We start from the raw sequence: 16,450 nt of genomic DNA, 5'->3' as shown, positions 1-16,450 counted from the left end.
TCAGCGCAGGATGGTCGGATTGTACTGGCCGCGTACCGCGCTCAGTTCGTCTTCGTGCAACCAGCTGAGCGGATCGACCGCGCAGACCTCGGCCGCCGCCGCCACGGCATGGGCCCAACTGCAACGGTTGGCGAACAGCATGCCGGCCTCGTCCAGGGTGCCGCCGCGGTTGCGGTAGCCGAGCACGCGGCTGCTGTTCAGCTCGGGGAAAAGGTTGGCCAGATGCCCGTGGGCCACTTCCGAGCGCATATGGGTGAGCATCACCCGGCGGCTGACGGCGCTGGGGAACAGTGCCTCTATCTCGGCCTGGCTGGCGCAGAGTGCCGCTTCATGCTCGTCCCGCGGCACGCGGAAGCGCCCCGGTTCCTGCAGATAGACCAGTTGCCAGCTCTGCCCGCGTTCGCGCAGCCGCTCGGCAGCACGCTGCATCTCTCCCAACTGGTAGGCGCCATTGGCGATCAGCAGCAGCGGTTCGCCGCTGCCCTGGTACTCCTCCAGCAGCAGGGCGCCCTGGTCGGCCAGTTGCCGGGCCTGCTCGGCGCTCAGCCGGCCGGGCTGGTCGCGCTTGGGGATGACCATGCAGCTGAGCCGGCCGCGCTCGCGGTAGACCGAGGGCAGTACCGCCAGGGTGCTGTTGTAGTCGGCGGGGAAGATCACCCGCATCACATCGTGCATCTCGCCGAGCAGTGCCTCGCAGAAGGTGGTGTCCTGGTGCGACTGCTCGTTCTTGCCGTTTTCCCAGGTGTGCGAGGTGGCGATCAGCGGGAAGCCCAGCCAGCCGGCGGGGCGGCCGACTTCCTTCTGGTGGCGGGCGAAGATGACCTCCTGGCGTATCGCACCGAGCATCTTCACGCAGAACGCCTCGTAGCTGGCCACCAGGTTGAGCCCGGCCTTGTTCGCCAGGCAGGCCGAGACCACGGCCTCCTCATTGAGCGCGGTGATGATCTGGCCGTCGATGGCCTCGAGTTCATTCTCCGGTTCCGATACGCGGTGCTTGAGGGCCTTGAGTACGCCGGTCAGGCGGTTGCTAGCCAGCTCGTCAGGGTTGCCGACCCGGGGTCGCAGCTCGGGGTTGGCCGCCACCAGCTCGACGAAGAACCGATCCACCGCCTGCATCGGCGAGACACGCTCGCTGTTCCACTCGACCTGCGGCAGCTGCGGCTCCTCGGGGTGGCGCAGCGCCAGTGGATGGTCGCGCTCCAGTGGGCGTTGCCCGGCATGATTGTTCAGGGTGCTGCAGGCCTGGCGCAGTTCCTCCGGCGCTACCCACAGGCGGGCGGCATGCTCGTTGAACAGCGAACGGGAGGCCTCATCATGCCGTGGGTTGCCCGGGAGCGGCAGGTTGTGCGCGGCGTTCTCGTCAGCTCCATAGAAACCGAAGCCCTTGGTGGTCTCGGCGATGGCGTAGGGCACCGGCAGCGGATACTGCAGCAGTCCGCGTTGATATTCGTAGACGCGTCGGGCCAGGCGCTGCTCCATCTCGTACAGGGTGCAGACGAAGGCCGCCGGGTCGCGGCCATCGAAGCGGATCGGGTCGAAGCCGCAGCGACTCAGGTGCTCGACGAAGCCATCCAGGCCGTGCTGGGTGCCCAGCTCGGTGCGCTGTTCGATGCGCCGGCCGTTGGCGATCATCACCGGCAGCGCGGCGCCGCAGTCCTCGGCCCGCCACCAGCGTGGAATCCAGTCGCTGCCGCGCTGCTCCTCGGCGGCGCCGTCGGAGAGAAAGGCCACCAGGGTCTCGCCGGGCAGCGGCATGTGCGCATACTGCAGTTCGGCAAAGCCCAGGTAGCCGCCTTCGATGATGCCGCCGGCGGTCCACGGATTGACATGGCTGCCCAGCGGTGCCGCCGGGCGACCGTCAGGCAACTGGGCGTAACCGTAGAAGTCCTGCAGCAATTGGTTCAGTCCGTTCTGGCTGGTATAGCGCTGGGCCTGTTCCGGATGCAGGTTGCCGGTGAGCACGTTGATCGCGTCGATCGCCGCCACACAATGGCCCTGGCCCATCAGCCAGCTGCGGGTGCTGCCGGTCAGGCTGTTCAGTGCCAGGTAGGCGGCATAGGCGGGGACCATGTTCAGCGCGCCGCCGGTATGGCCCTCGGGCTGGCGCTTGAAATCTTCCGCGTGCAATGGCGTACCGTCGGGCTGGCAGCGCTTGGCGTAGGTCATGTGTACCACCAGCCAGAGCCCGGCGCTGGTCAGCCGGTCCAGGGCGCTGAACATGTCATAGGTACTTTCCAGGCTGGGCTGCTGGTGGCTCTGTTGCAACTGGTGGGCCAGCCGGTAGACCGCGGCCTGGGTTGTCGGTGTATGTTGCAGTACGCCATGCCCGGCGCGCCAGCGGGCGAAGGCCGGGCACTGCTCGGCATGCTGGTCGAGGGTGGTCTGGGGAGGAAACAGTTGGCTCACAGGAAACCCCGCTGAGATTGTCTGGAAGATTTCCCCAGTGTAGCTCCGCTGGTCGAAGCGACAGCTGACGTGGGTCAATCGGCACCCTTGTCACTGCACCGGGGCGGGGTTTTCCGTTACAATAGCTCCTTTTTCCTGACGGGATTTGTCACCATGGAAATCAATCCGATTCTGAACACCATCAAAGACCTGCGTGGCCGCTCCGAGACCATCAGGGGGTATCTTTGACTACGATCACAAACGTGATCGGCTGACCGAAGTAGAGCGCGAGCTGGAAGACCCGAGCGTCTGGAACGAGCCCGAACGGGCGCAGAACCTGGGCCGTGAGCGTGCCTCCCTGGCCGAGATCGTCGGCACGCTGGATGAATTGCACACTGGCCTGGACGATGCCTCCGAGCTGCTGGAAATGGCCGTCGAGGAAGATGACGAAGGCGCCGTTGCCGATGTGACCAGCGAACTGGAGCGCCTGCAGACCCGTCTTGAAGCGCTGGAATTCCGCCGCATGTTCAGCGGCGAGATGGACCAGAACAACGCCTACCTGGATATCCAGGCCGGCTCCGGCGGCACCGAGGCCCAGGACTGGGCCAACATGTTGCTGCGCATGTACCTGCGCTGGGCCGATCATAACGGCTTTGAAGCGACCATCATGGAGTTGACCGCAGGCGAAGTGGCCGGGATCAAGGGTGCGACCGTGCATGTCAAGGGCGAGTACGCCTACGGCTGGCTGCGTACCGAGATCGGTGTGCACCGCCTGGTGCGCAAGAGCCCCTTCGATTCGGGCAACCGTCGCCATACCTCGTTCACCGCGGTATTCGTGTCGCCGGAGATCGATGACAACATCGAGATCGAGATCAATCCGTCCGACCTGCGCATCGACACCTACCGTTCCTCCGGCGCCGGTGGTCAGCACGTCAACACCACCGATTCGGCGGTGCGGATCACCCACGTGCCGACCAACACCGTGGTCAGTTGCCAGAACGAGCGCTCCCAGCACGCCAACAAGGACACCGCGATGAAGATGCTGCGGGCCAAGTTGTACGAGCAGGAGATGCAGAAGCGCACCGCCGCCTCCCAGGCCCAGGAAGACGCCAAGTCGGATATCGGCTGGGGCCACCAGATCCGTTCCTATGTACTCGACCAGTCGAGGATCAAGGACCTGCGCACCGGCATCGAGGACAGTGACTGCGATGGCGTGCTGGATGGCGATATCAATGAATTTCTCGAGGCCAGCCTGAAACAGGGCCTGTGACCAACCGCCGATCCGGCGCCAGACTACCGAAGCGATTTACCCAGGACACCGAAATGAGCGAACAACCGCTGAATGAGCATGCACTGCAAGAGGAAGAGAACAGCCTGATCGCGCTGCGCAAGGAAAAACTTGCCGCAGAGCGGGCCAAGGGCCAGGCTTTCCCCAACGATTTCCGCCGTGACAGTCTGGCTGGTGATCTGCAGAAACAGTATGCCGACAGCAGCAAGGAACAGCTGGCCGAGGCCGGTATTGCGGTCAAGGTGGCCGGGCGCATCATGCTCAACCGTGGCGCCTTCATGGTGCTGCAGGACATGAGCGGGCGGATCCAGGTCTACGTCGACCGCAAGGGCCTGCCGAGCGAGACACTGGAAGCGATCAAGAGCTGGGACCTGGGCGATATCATCGCCGCCGAGGGCACCCTGGCGCGCTCCGGCAAGGGTGACCTGTACGTGCACATGACCTCGGTCAAGCTGCTGACCAAGTCCCTGCGTCCGCTGCCGGACAAGCACCACGGCCTGACCGATACCGAGCAGCGCTATCGCCAGCGCTACGTCGACCTGATGGTCAACGAGGACACCCGGCATACCTTCCTGGTGCGCTCGCAGATCATTTCGCATATCCGCCGGTTTCTCTCCGATCGGGGCTTCCTGGAAGTGGAAACGCCGATGTTGCAGACTATCCCCGGCGGTGCCGCGGCCAAGCCGTTCGAGACCCATCACAATGCGCTGGACCTGCCCATGTTCCTGCGTATCGCTCCCGAGCTGTACCTCAAGCGGCTGGTGGTCGGCGGCTTCGAGAAGGTCTTCGAGATCAACCGCAACTTCCGTAACGAAGGCGTTTCGACCCGGCACAACCCCGAGTTCACCATGCTTGAGTTCTATCAGGCCTATGCCGACTACGAAGACAACATGGACCTGACCGAGGAACTGCTGCGCGAGCTGGCCCAGGCGGTGCTCGGCAGCACCGACGTACCCTACGGCGACAAGGTGTTCCACTTCGGCGAGCCGTTCGCCCGGCTGTCGGTGTTCGATTCGATCCTCAAGTTCAACCCGGACATCAGCGCCGATGACCTGAATGATATCGAGCGGGCGCGGGACATCGCGAAGAAGGCCGGGGCCAAGGTGCTGGGCCATGAAGGCCTGGGCAAGCTGCAGGTGATGATCTTCGAGGAGCTGGTCGAGCATCTGCTGGAGCAGCCGACCTTCATCACCCGCTATCCGTTCGAGGTGTCCCCGCTGGCGCGACGCAATGATGAAGACCCGAACGTCACCGATCGCTTCGAGTTGTTCATCGGTGGCCGCGAGATCGCCAACGCCTATTCCGAGTTGAACGATGCCGAGGACCAGGCCGAGCGCTTCCATGCCCAGGTGGCCGAGAAGGACGCCGGCGACGACGAGGCCATGCACTTCGATGCCGACTTCGTCCGCGCCCTGGAATACGGCATGCCGCCGACCGCCGGTGAAGGCATCGGCATCGACCGCCTGGTGATGCTGCTGACCAACTCGCCGTCGATCCGCGATGTGATCCTGTTCCCGCATATGCGGCCACAGGTCTGAGGCGGGAATCCGCGGGGGCTTGGGTAGGGTGTCGGGTTGTCGCGCGCCTGCGCGACGACAGGGTTGATTTGGCGGCAAGGCCGAAGGCGTAGCGCGGGTGCGCTACACCCCGAAAAACGAATTCGCCGGAAACATTGATCCACTCTGAGGCTCACGAGCCGGGTCAGGTACCGTCCAGTCCAGACCGTCGGTTGCCATGGATGGCAACCGCGAGCCTACAGGGATGTATTCACGGCGTGTCTGGACTGGACGGTACCTGACCTGGCCACTCCACAACCCAGCCAGATCAATGTTTCCTCGCACGGCAACGAGCAACGAGCAACGAGCAACGAGCAACGAGCAACGAGCAACGAGCAACGAGCAACGAAGCAAGCAGCGACAACACAGGGAGCAGCGCATGGCGGTAAAACAGAGCGAGCAGTACCAACTGGTCATCCGCAGCCTGTCCGACCGTATCGTCGAGGCCCAGGCGCCGATTCGGGTGCTGGATGCGATCAAGTGGGACGACGCTATCCGTGACCAGTTCTTCCGCGATGGCTGCAAGAAACTCCCGGATGTCGGCCCGGATTACTACAAGCGCCGGCCTATGGCCTTCGATCCGGCCGAGCGCCTGCAGCTGTTCCAGGACATAGAACGCGATATCACCCGCCAGCTCGGCACCTTCAACCCGGTTGGCCAGATCATGCGGCGCATGTGTCGCGAATACCGCATGGTCCTGCGCATGCTCGAAGCGCGCGGTACCCCGGAGATGGGCCGCATTTCCCAGGAGCTGTACGGCTCGGCCTCGGATGCCTTCCATGCCGGCGACCCGACCATCACCGACCTGGGCATCATGCTCAGCGAGTCGCTGAGCAATATCGGTGATGACCTGGGCCGCGACCCGAAAACCATCGCCGCCCCCGAGGCGGTGGCCATCCTGCAGGAGCAGATGGACAAGGTATTCCCCGATGACCAGGCGGTGCGGGTCTTCGAGTCCGATGGTATCGTCGCCGATGCGGCGGCCGGCGCCGACTATATCAAGATCCGCAGTGACGCCATGTTCAACCAGCGCGACCTGAAGATCCTCGCGGTGCACGAGGGTATGGTGCACGTAGCCACCAGCCTCAATGGCCAGCATCAGCCGATCTGCACCTTCCTGGCCAAGGGGCCGCCGTCCTCCACCGTGACCCAGGAAGGGTTGGCGATCCTCATGGAGGTGATCACCTTCGCCTCCTATCCGTCGCGCCTGCGCAAGCTGACCAACCGCACCCGGGCGATCCAGCTGGCCGAGTCCGGTGGTGATTTTCTCGATGTGTTCGGCTTCTACCAGGGCGAGGGTTACAGCGATGAGGAGAGCTACAACAATGCCAGCCGCGTGTTCCGCGGCTCCAGCAGCGATGGCCTGCCCTTCACCAAGGACCTGGCCTACCTCAAGGGCTTCATCCTGACCTACAACTATATCCAGCTGGCGGTGCGCCAGGGCAAGCTGCAGCAGATTCCGTTGCTGTTCTGCGGCAAGACCACCCTGGAAGACATGCGTACCCTCGGCCAACTGGTGGAGGAGGGGCTGGTGGTGCCGCCGCGCTACCTGCCGGAACCCTTCGCCGACCTCAATGCCCTGAGCGCCTGGATGTGCTTTTCCGGGTTCCTGACCAATCTCAGTCTCGACCGCATCGAGGCCGACTACGCCAATATTCTCTGATTCAAAGGAGTTCTTCGCATGAGCGAGAAGCAGGAAGTCAACAAGCTGCCATTCATCTTCACCGCCTTGGGTACGCTGTTCCTGACCATGGCCGTGCTGCATTTCTATGGCTACCTGAACTTCGCCCGGGAGGAAGAGGGCTTGCTGGTGGCCGAGTTCAGCCTGGTGACCATCGGCTCGGCCGAGGCCGGCCAGCTGCAGGCCAAGGCAGCCAACCATGTCGCCGAATGCGTGGATGGCGTGATGATCCTGCACGATACCCGGCACAATGGCCTGTCCGGCCTGCTGGTGGATAATCGCCAGCGCGTGGTGCGCTGCAGCGCCCAGTCCGTTCCGCTGGCGCGATGACCATGAGCAGCCGTCCCGTACAGTTGGCCGAGGACTGGAAGCAGGCGCTGGGTGACGAGTTCGAGCAGCCCTACATGCAGCAACTGCGTGAGTTCCTGCTGGCGGAGAAGGCCGCCGGCAAGCAGGTCTATCCGCCCGGCCCGTTGATCTTCAATGCGCTGAACAGCACGCCATTGCACCGGGTCAAGGTGGTGATCATCGGCCAGGACCCCTATCACGGGCCGGGCCAGGCACATGGCCTGAGCTTTTCCGTGCCACCGGGGGTGCGTACGCCGCCCTCGCTGCAGAATATCCTCAAGGAAATTCAGCGTGACCTGGGCCATCCGATACCCGCGCATGGTTACCTGCAGCACTGGGCCAATCAGGGTGTGCTGATGCTCAATGCGGTACTGACCGTGGTCCAGGGGCAGGCCGGCGCGCATGCCAACCAGGGCTGGGAGCGCTTTACCTCGCGCATCATCGATATCCTCAACACCCAGTGCGAGCACCTGGTGTTCATGCTCTGGGGCAGCTATGCGCAGAAGAAGGGCCAGCAGATCGACCGCTCCCGTCATTGTGTGCTCAAGAGCGTGCATCCCTCGCCGCTGTCGGCGCACCGCGGCTTTCTCGGCTGCGGGCATTTCTCGGCGGCCAATGCCTACCTGGTCGAGCAGGGTCGCGAGCCCATCGACTGGAGCCTGCCTGAACTCGAGGGGCATTGATACCCATGCTCCGTTCAAGCCCTGCTTTCATGTGCGCAAAGATGTCCGGCCCAATGTGCATAGGCCCGAACTTTGTGCGAAGCGGGCGGGTGTGACCCAAAATAAGTCACTACGTGGCATGAAAGAGCCTAGATCCAAGGATTAAGCCTGGCACGTATCCTGCTATGCAGCATGTATACATGATTGAACACATGAATACATACTCAACCAGGAAGATGCCCATGTCGGATTTAGATCGTCGTAAATTTCTCAAACTGGCCGGCTTGATCGGTATCACTGCAGCCATGCCATTCAGCTTTGCCCGCGCAGCGGACAAACCCCTTGTGGTGGGTTTCGTCTACGTGGGGGCGCGTGACGACTTCGGTTACAACCAGGCCCACGCCCAGGCGGCTCGCATCATTCGCAGCATGCCGAACGTCAAGGTCATCGAAGAAGAGAACGTGCCGGAAACCTCCGCCGTGCAGCAGGCCATGGAAGCCATGATCCGCCAGGATGGGGCCGAGCTGATCTTCGCCACGTCCTTCGGTTATTTCGATCCTCACGTGTTGCGCGTGGCTCAGCGTTACCCGGACGTGCGCTTCGCCCACTGTGGTGGCCTCTGGGACGAGAGCAAGCATCCGAAGAATGTCGGCAGCTTTTTCGGTTATATCGATGAGGGGCAGTATCTCAACGGCGTGGTCGCGGGTCACATGAGCAAGACCAAGCGCATCGGTTTTATCGCCGCCAAACCGGTGGCCCAGGTGTTGCGTAATATCAACGCCTTCACTCTGGGCGCTCGCTCGGTCGATCCGGAGATCACCACCACCGTGATCTTTACCGGTGACTGGTCCTTGCCGGTGCGCGAAGCGGAAGCTGCCAACGGCCTGATCGACCAGGGCTGCGATGTGCTGACCTGTCACGTTGATGGACCCAAGGTGATCGTGGAAACGGCCGAGCGCCGTGGCGTAATGAGTTGCGGTTACCACGCCAGTCAGGCAGCCCTGGCCCCCAATGGTTATCTGACCGGTGCCGAATGGAATTGGGAGACGCCTTACCGGGCACACGTTGAGGCAGCCCAGAAGGGCGAGACCATGAACAACTTCCTGCGCGGCGGTCTGGCCGAAGGCTTCGTCAAGGCGTCTGATTACGGCCCGAACGTCAGCGCCGAGGCGCGTGAGCAGGCGGATGCTGTCAAGGCATCCATGATTGCTGGCGAGTTCACCCTGTTCAAGGGCCCGCTGAAGGACAACAAGGGCAATGTGGTGCTGGCCGAGGGCGAGGCGCTGGGGCAGACCGACGTGGTGCTGGAGCAGATGAACTACCTCGTCGAAGGCGTTCGCGGCGATATCTGATCCATGAATCCACATTATCTTGCAAGCAGGTTGGCCAGGCTGGCATTGCCCGGCCTGCCTACCGTGCTGTCGATTATCAGCTCCTTCGCACTGTTCGTGCTGTTCCTGGCTTTTCAGGGTAAGCCGGCGTTCGAGGCCCTCGCCCTGGTGTTCGAGGGCGCATTCGGTTCGTCCTTTGCCTGGGAAAACACCTTGCAGCGGGCTGCTCCCCTGATGCTGACTGCGCTCTGTGTAGCGCTGCCTGCGCGTGCCGGTCTGATCATCATCGGTGGCGAAGGCGCGCTGGTGCTGGGTGGTCTGGCCGCAGCAACGCTACCACTATGGCTGACCGGTCTGCCGCCCCTGGCAACGTTGATTGCGATGGGCATGGTGGCGATGCTGGTTGGCGGGTTCTGGATCGGTCTCAACGGCTGGCTTCGGCAGAAGCGCGGTCTGAATGAGACCATCGGCAGTCTGCTGCTGTCCTATATCGCCATTGCCCTGTTCAACCATCTGGTAGAAGGGCCGCTGCGCGATCCCTCCAGCTTGAACAAACCCTCCACTGTCGGACTGGATTATTCGCTGATGATCGGGATGATCAGCGAGGACTCCTTTCGCGTTCACTGGGGGCTGGTGGCTGGCATTGTTGCCTGCGTGCTGGCCTATGTGCTGGTGCGCCATAGCGTCAAGGGCTTTGCGCTGGACGTTGTCGGCGGCAACGTGCGCACCGCGCGGATGCTGGGCCTGCCGGTCAATCGCCTGGTGATTCTGACTTGTGTGCTGGGTGGCGCGGCTGCCGGGCTGGCGGGCATGTACGAAGTCAGCGCGGTACAGGGCAGTGCCAACGCTTCGTTGATTGTCGGCTATGGCATCAGCGGGATTCTGGTGTCCTTCGCCGCTCGGCATAACCCGCTGGCAATCATCGTCTGCGCGACCCTGGTCGGGGGTATCGAGGCCAGCGGCAGCCTGCTGCAACGCCGGCTGGATCTGCCCGACGCCACCACGCTGATTCTGCAGGGCCTGCTGTTCACCAATCTGCTGGCCTGGGAGGCGCTGGTGGGTCGTATTACTCAATGGCGCATCAGACTGGAAGAGCACGCCAATAAATCAAAGGGTGCCGAGGTGCAACATGGGTGATCTGGACTTGGTGACCTTCCTGCTGGCTCTGCTGGCGGGTGCGGTGCGGGTCGGCACGCCGTTCCTGTTCGTCAGTCTGGGCGAGTGTCTGACGGAAAAAAGTGGCCGCATCAACCTGGGTCTGGAGGGCATTCTAGTGGCCGGGGCGATGACCGGCTACGCCGTGGCCTACCTGTCCGGTTCGGCCTGGACCGGAGTGCTGGCGGCGGGCGGCGCCGGGCTGTTACTGGGCCTGTTGCACGGCATCGTCTGTTCGCTGCCGAGGGTCAATGATATTGCCTTTGGTATCGCGTTGATGCTGCTCGGGACCGGACTGGCGTTCTTCCTTGGCAAGGCCTTTATTCAGCCCCAGGCTCCGATGCTGCCGTCGATATCCCTCGGCGCCTGGAGCGACGACGGGCGCGTTCGTTCAGCCTTGAACATCAACATGCTGTTCTTTATCGGTGTGGCGCTGGCGATCTTTCTGCACTGGGGGCTGCGCAGCACGCGCTGGGGGCTGGTTCTGCGACTGGTCGGTGACCACTCCGAGTCGGCCCAGGCGCTGGGTTACCGCCCACTGCGAGTACGCGTCATGGCGACGGCTGTCGGTGGCTTTCTGGCCGGCGTCGGCGGCTCCTACCTGTCGCTCTATTACCCCGGCAGCTGGAACGAGGGGCTGTCTAGCGGGCAGGGACTGATGGCCGTTGCACTGGTGATCTTTGCTCGCTGGCAACCGCTGAACTGCCTGTGGGCATCGATGGTATTCGGCGCGGCCGGCGCTATCGGTCCGGCGCTTCAGTCGGTCGGTATCAGCTCCGGCTACTACCTGTACAGCGCGGCGCCCTACATCCTGACGATGGCAGTGATGCTCGCCACCTGTCGTCCCAACCGCACACTGACGGGAGCTCCAGGTGAGCTCAGTCTCAATCGATAGAGGTAACTGACATGGCAAGTGGACTTGGTGGACTGAACAAATCACCTAATGGCGTCGTAATCGGGCTGGCACAGCTGACCCTGCCCGACCCGCATACCCGCGATGAACTCTGGGTGCAGACGCAGAAGGTCGTGGCGATGATCGGCAAGGCCCGACGCAGCATGCCGAGCATGGACCTGATCGTGTTTCCGGAGTACTCGCTGCACGGTCTGTCGATGGATACGTCGCCCGACATCATGTGTACCCTGGATGGGCCGGAAGTCGCGGCACTCAAGCAGGCCTGCATCGATCACAGCATCTGGGGCTGCTTTTCGATCATGGAAGCCAACCCGCACGGTAATCCCTACAACAGCGGCATCATCGTTGATGATACCGGTGAAGTGCGTCTGTACTACCGCAAGCTGCACCCCTGGGTCCCGGTCGAGCCCTGGGAACCGGGCAACCTCGGCATCCCGGTGTGCGATGGTCCGCGCGGTAGCAAGCTGGCGCTGATCATCTGCCACGACGGCATGTTCCCGGAAATGGCCCGCGAGTGCGCCTACAAGGGTGCAGAGATCATGATCCGTACCGCCGGTTATACCGCGCCGATTCGGCATTCGTGGAAGATCACCAACCAGGTCAACTCGTTCACCAACCTGATGCAGACCGCCAGCGTGTGCATGTGTGGCTCTGATGGCACCTTCGATTCGATGGGCGAAGCCATGTTTGTCGATTTCGACGGCACGCCAATGGCCGAAGGCGGTGGCCGCGCGGACGAGATCGTCTCCTGCGAACTGCGTCCGGACCTGGTGCGCGAGGCGCGCAAGCACTGGGGTGTGGAAAACAACATCTATCAGTTCGGCCACCGTGGTTATGTGGCAGTCAAGGGCGGAGCACAGGACTGCCCCTATACCTACATGCACGACCTGGCCGCTGGCCAGTACCGCCTGCCCTGGGAGGATGAGGTGGTCCACACCGATGGCAGCAGCTGCGGTTTTGCCGCGCCCGAGCGACTCTACAACCCGGACAGTCAGGAGTAATGACCTTGAGCGAGCGCTTTCTTGTTTCCGAACCCTATCCCTGGCCGTACAACGGCCAGTTGCAGCCGGCCAACACCGCGCTGATCATCATCGATATGCAGACCGACTTCTGCGGTGAGGGCGGCTACGTGGATACCATGGGCTACGATCTGGCGGCCGTACGGGCGCCCATCGAGCCGATCAGCCGCGTGTTGAAGGTCATGCGCGAGCAGGGCTTTCATATCATCCATACCCGGGAAGGGCACCGCCCGGACCTGTCTGATCTACCGGCGAACAAGCGCTGGCGATCCCAGCGCATCGGTGCCGGTATCGGCGATGCGGGTCCCTGCGGGCGTATTCTGGTGCGTGGCGAGCCGGGCTGGGAACTGATTCCGGAGCTGCAGCCGCTGGCCGGCGAAGTGATCATCGACAAGCCCGGAAAAGGTTCGTTCTGCGCCACCGACCTGGAGCTGATCCTGCGTACTCGCGGTATCGAGAATCTGATCCTGTGCGGCATCACCACCGACGTCTGTGTGCACACCACCATGCGTGAGGCGAATGATCGCGGCTTCGAGTGCCTGTTGCTGGAGGACTGTTGTGGTGCCACCGATCCCGGTAACCACCTGGCGGCGCTGCACATGGTCAAGATGCAGGGCGGCGTATTCGGTGCGGTGTCCGACTCGGCGTCGCTCGTCGAGCTGCTGAGCGAGCATTGATCATGCGTGCGCTCAGTCTGGAAATCATTGGCGCGAGCAAGTCCTTCGGCAGCTTTCAGGCGTTGGCGGAGGTATCGCTGACCGTACGGGCCGGTACTGTCCATGCGTTGCTGGGCGAGAACGGCGCGGGCAAGAGCACCCTGGTCAAGGGGATCGTGGGTTACGGTCCTTTGGACGACGGCGAACTGCTGGTCAACAACCGTCAACAGCAGATCCGTACCCCGCGAGACTCCCATGCGCTGGGCATCGGCATGGTGTATCAGCACTTTACCGTGGCGCCGGGCCTGAGCGTGGCAGAGAATCTGGTACTGTCACGCGGCGACCTGAACTGGCGCATCGACTGGCCGCTGGAGCGCAAACGCCTCAACGAGTTCATGCAGCGCATGCCGTTCCGGCTGGATATCGAACGCCCCGTCAGCTCGCTGGCGGCGGGCGAAAAGCAGAAGCTGGAAATTCTCAAGCAGCTGTACCTGGATCGTCACCTGATCATCCTCGACGAACCCACCTCGGTACTGACGCCGCAGGAGGCCGAGGAGGTGTTGGGCCTGATGCGCGACATGGCGCACAAGGGCGATATCTCGGTCCTGATGATCACCCACAAGTTCGGCGAGGTGTCACGCTTCGCTGACGATGTCAGCGTGCTGCGCAAGGGCCGGCTGGTCGGCAGTACTCAGGTCAGTGCTACCTCCCAGGAAGAACTGGCCACCTGGATGATGGGTGCCGCCGAATCGGCCGCCGATCCGGTCAGCCAGAAGCCGGTCGATCCATCGGCCGCGCCACGGTTGGATGTGCGTGAGCTGAGCGTGGCCAACGACAAGGGCACACTGGCGGTCAGCAAGCTGTCGCTGGCTGTGCGCCCTGGCGAGATCGTCGGTATTGCCGGCATCTCCGGCAACGGCCAGCGCGAGTTGACCGAGGCGTTGTTGGGACAGCGCCAGTCAGCCAGTGGCGAGATTCGCATCAACGGCGCGCGCTACCAGGCCAGCCGTCGGGAAATGCAACGCGAGAAGGTCTTCAGTCTGCCGGAAGAGCCCTTGCGCAATGCCTGCATCGCCGGCATGAGCGTGGCGGACAACCTGGCACTGCGCAACTTCGACCAGCCGCCGCTGTGCCGTCAGGGTTGGCTGATCAACCGGCGGGCTATTCAGACCCAGGCTACGGCGCTGATTCAGCAGTTCAACGTGCGTCCGGCGGACCCGCTGCGGCCGATCGGTACGTTGTCCGGCGGTAACGTGCAGCGTGCAGTACTGGCCCGTGAGCTGACCGACGACGTTCGCACACTGATCGTGTCCAACCCGGTTTTTGGTCTGGATTTCGCCTCGGTGGCGATCATCCACCAGCGGCTGCGCGATGCTCGCGCCCAGGGCGCGGCCGTATTGCTGCTGAGCGAGGATCTGGACGAACTGCTGGAAATGTCCGACCGCATCCTGGTCATTCACGAGGGCGAAATCAATTTCGAGGTGGCCGCCGACCAGGCGGATCGTGCCACGCTGGGCCACTATATGGCCGGCGGGGGGCATGAAGATCAGCGTGCGGCAGGTGCAGCATGATCAGACTGCCGGCCAGACCGGCCACTTTCAGCTTCGAGCCAACGCGCACGGCGCTGGTCGTTATCGATATGCAGCGGGACTTTCTCGAGCCCGGCGGCTTCGGTGCTGCCCTGGGTAACGACGTGACGCTGCTGCAGGCCATTGTTCCAGCGGTAGCCTCACTGCTGGCTCTGGCTCTGGCCCGGGAGCAGGGCATGCTGGTGCTTCATACCCGCGAATCGCATCTTGCGGATCTGTCGGACTGCCCTTCGGCCAAGCGCGAAGGGGGCGCGGTCGGATTGCACATCGGTGACCCTGGGCCGATGGGGCGCATTCTGGTGCGCGGCGAGCCGGGCAATCAGATCATCCCGGCACTGGCGCCGATTGCCGGTGAGTGGGTGATCGACAAACCGGGCAAGGGGATGTTCTACGCGACCGGCCTGGAGGACAGGCTGGTCGCGCAGGGCATCGAGTCTCTGATTTTCGCCGGCGTCACCACCGAAGTCTGCGTGCAGACCAGCATGCGCGAAGCCAATGACCGAGGCTACCGTTGCCTGCTGATAGAAGACGCAACCGAAAGCTATTTTCCGGCCTTCAAACAGGCAACACTGGAGATGGTCGTTGCCCAGGGCGGCATCGTCGGACACACCGCTAACCTGTCGGCGCTGAGCGCCGCCATGACCGAGGATCGAGCGTGAACAAGGAACCGCAGATCAATCTGCCCCATGTGGTCGAGGCCGTGCGCCTGGCCTTTGAAGACTACGAGCGTGCCTTGCTGGCCAACGAGCTGGAGGTGCTGGACGACTACTTCTGGAACACCGATCATACCGTGCGTTACGGCGTTGCCGAAAATCTCTACGGCGCCCGGGATATCGCCGCTTATCGGCGCGTCTGTACGCCGGTGGGCCAAGGCCGGCTACTGCGCAATACGGTGATATCCACTTTTGATGAAAACTATGCCACTGTCAGTACGGAATTCAGTGACGGTGAAACCCGTCGTACGGGCCGACAAATGCAGACCTGGGTACGTTTTCCAGCTGGCTGGAAAGTGGTTTCCGCGCATGTGAGTGTCGATCTCAGTACGCTTTGAACAGCAGGTGATGCCATTTTAAAGCCCCAGACCAATGCCCTGGCCGAGCAGATCTATCAGCGGTTGAAGCAGGAAATCTTCGACTACCAGCTGCTGCCCCATGATCGCTTCAGCGAGACCGAACTGGCCGCGCGTTACCAGGTATCACGCACGCCGGTGCGTGACGCGCTCTATCGCCTGGAGCGCGAGGGCTATATGGAAGTGGGTTTTCGCCGGGGCTGGACGGTCAAGCCACTGGACTTCGATCAGATCGACGAGCTCTACGATTTGCGCGTTGTGCTGGAGAGCGTTGCCATCGAGCGTTTGTGCGGCCTGCCGGACCTGGCCGGCGCGCTTGCCGACCTCAACCGAGTATGGATGGTGCCGCCGGAGCGGCGTGAGCACGGCATGAAACAGGTGGCCGATCTGGATGAGGCGTTCCACTGTGGTCTACTGGCCGCGGCTGGCAATCGCGAAATGATGCGTGTGCATGCCGAGGTCTGTGATCGCATTCGTATCGTCCGGCGCCTGGATTTCTACAAGAGCGCCCGCATCGAGGAAACCTACAACGAACACGCACGCATTCTGACTGCCCTGGCAGCGCGCAAACGCGATGAGGCACAGATGCTGCTGCGCTCCCATATCGAGCAGAGCAAGATCGAAGTCCGCAAGATCAGCTTGTCGATGCTGGCCGAGGCGCGCAATGGTATGTAGCAGGCTTGATCCAGAGCAATCCTGGTAACGGGGAGGCTGGCCACCCCTGAACGGCAACAGAAAAGAGGGGGATGACTGATAGCCGGTCGGGTTGAAGCCGGCGCCGGGATGTTCAATGATGAG

The 16,450-nt window shown here is 62.7% G+C and carries 15 protein-coding genes; 14 read left to right on the top strand and 1 reads right to left on the bottom strand.

Features of this window, described 5'->3' with window-relative positions:
• The gene (locus H6X51_RS04900; protein ID WP_185266399.1) at positions 1-2,406 is read right to left on the bottom strand and encodes a phosphoketolase family protein; all 2,406 of its coding nucleotides are present in this window, start codon (positions 2,404-2,406) and stop codon (positions 1-3) included.
• Between the two features lie 153 nt (positions 2,407-2,559).
• Here H6X51_RS04900 and prfB point away from each other — a divergent pair.
• From prfB to H6X51_RS04830, 14 genes are all read left to right on the top strand, one after another.
• Positions 2,560-3,655, top strand: a protein-coding gene (gene prfB, locus H6X51_RS04895; protein WP_185266398.1) for a peptide chain release factor 2 whose coding sequence is annotated in 2 segments (ribosomal slippage) — positions 2,560-2,631 and positions 2,633-3,655 — 1,095 coding nt in all. Because the reading frame shifts where the segments join, the coding sequence is not laid out codon by codon here.
• Positions 3,656-3,708: 53 nt separating this feature from the next.
• Positions 3,709-5,211, top strand: coding sequence for a lysine--tRNA ligase (gene lysS, locus H6X51_RS04890; RefSeq protein ID WP_185266397.1), 1,503 nt, complete (start codon positions 3,709-3,711; stop codon positions 5,209-5,211).
• A gap of 397 nt (positions 5,212-5,608) precedes the next feature.
• Positions 5,609-6,892, top strand: coding sequence for a flavohemoglobin expression-modulating QEGLA motif protein (locus tag H6X51_RS04885; protein WP_185266396.1), 1,284 nt, complete (start codon positions 5,609-5,611; stop codon positions 6,890-6,892).
• An 18-nt stretch (positions 6,893-6,910) separates the two neighbouring features.
• Positions 6,911-7,240, top strand: a complete 330-nt coding sequence (locus H6X51_RS04880) for a hypothetical protein (RefSeq protein WP_185266395.1) — start codon at positions 6,911-6,913, stop codon at positions 7,238-7,240.
• Positions 7,237-7,941, top strand: coding sequence for a uracil-DNA glycosylase (ung, locus tag H6X51_RS04875; protein WP_185266394.1), 705 nt, complete (start codon positions 7,237-7,239; stop codon positions 7,939-7,941). The genes H6X51_RS04880 and ung overlap by 4 nt, the downstream gene beginning before the upstream one ends.
• A 221-nt stretch (positions 7,942-8,162) precedes the next feature.
• Positions 8,163-9,272: a BMP family ABC transporter substrate-binding protein gene (locus H6X51_RS04870; protein WP_185266393.1), complete on the top strand. Its 1,110-nt coding sequence runs from the start codon at positions 8,163-8,165 to the stop codon at positions 9,270-9,272.
• A gap of 3 nt (positions 9,273-9,275) precedes the next feature.
• On the top strand, positions 9,276-10,388 hold the full coding sequence (locus tag H6X51_RS04865; RefSeq protein WP_185266392.1) for an ABC transporter permease: 1,113 nt from the start codon (positions 9,276-9,278) through the stop codon (positions 10,386-10,388).
• Positions 10,381-11,301, top strand: coding sequence for an ABC transporter permease (locus tag H6X51_RS04860; RefSeq protein ID WP_185266391.1), 921 nt, complete (start codon positions 10,381-10,383; stop codon positions 11,299-11,301). The genes H6X51_RS04865 and H6X51_RS04860 overlap by 8 nt, the downstream gene beginning before the upstream one ends.
• A gap of 11 nt (positions 11,302-11,312) precedes the next feature.
• Complete coding sequence (locus H6X51_RS04855; protein ID WP_185266390.1) at positions 11,313-12,320, top strand: formamidase; 1,008 nt, start codon at positions 11,313-11,315, stop codon at positions 12,318-12,320.
• Positions 12,321-12,325: 5 nt separating this feature from the next.
• Positions 12,326-13,015 carry a biuret amidohydrolase gene (gene biuH / locus H6X51_RS04850; RefSeq protein WP_185266389.1) on the top strand — a complete coding sequence of 230 codons (690 nt, stop codon included), beginning with the start codon at positions 12,326-12,328 and terminating at the stop codon, positions 13,013-13,015.
• Between the two features lie 2 nt (positions 13,016-13,017).
• Positions 13,018-14,565: an ABC transporter ATP-binding protein gene (locus H6X51_RS04845; RefSeq protein WP_185266388.1), complete on the top strand. Its 1,548-nt coding sequence runs from the start codon at positions 13,018-13,020 to the stop codon at positions 14,563-14,565.
• The gene (locus H6X51_RS04840; RefSeq protein WP_185266387.1) at positions 14,562-15,242 is read left to right on the top strand and encodes a cysteine hydrolase family protein; all 681 of its coding nucleotides are present in this window, start codon (positions 14,562-14,564) and stop codon (positions 15,240-15,242) included. Before H6X51_RS04845 ends, H6X51_RS04840 begins: the two co-directional genes overlap by 4 nt.
• Positions 15,239-15,634 carry an oxalurate catabolism protein HpxZ gene (hpxZ, locus tag H6X51_RS04835; RefSeq protein ID WP_185266386.1) on the top strand — a complete coding sequence of 132 codons (396 nt, stop codon included), beginning with the start codon at positions 15,239-15,241 and terminating at the stop codon, positions 15,632-15,634. The genes H6X51_RS04840 and hpxZ overlap by 4 nt, the downstream gene beginning before the upstream one ends.
• Before the next feature lie 15 nt (positions 15,635-15,649).
• Positions 15,650-16,327, top strand: a complete 678-nt coding sequence (locus tag H6X51_RS04830) for a GntR family transcriptional regulator (RefSeq protein WP_185266489.1) — start codon at positions 15,650-15,652, stop codon at positions 16,325-16,327.
• The last annotated feature ends 123 nt before the right edge of the window (positions 16,328-16,450 follow it).

The organism is Halopseudomonas xiamenensis, from assembly GCF_014219065.1.
GTDB classification, from domain to species: domain Bacteria; phylum Pseudomonadota; class Gammaproteobacteria; order Pseudomonadales; family Pseudomonadaceae; genus Halopseudomonas; species Halopseudomonas xiamenensis.
The sequence above is the reverse complement of the archived record's forward strand: the minus strand, read 5'-3'. Positions and strand labels throughout refer to the sequence as shown.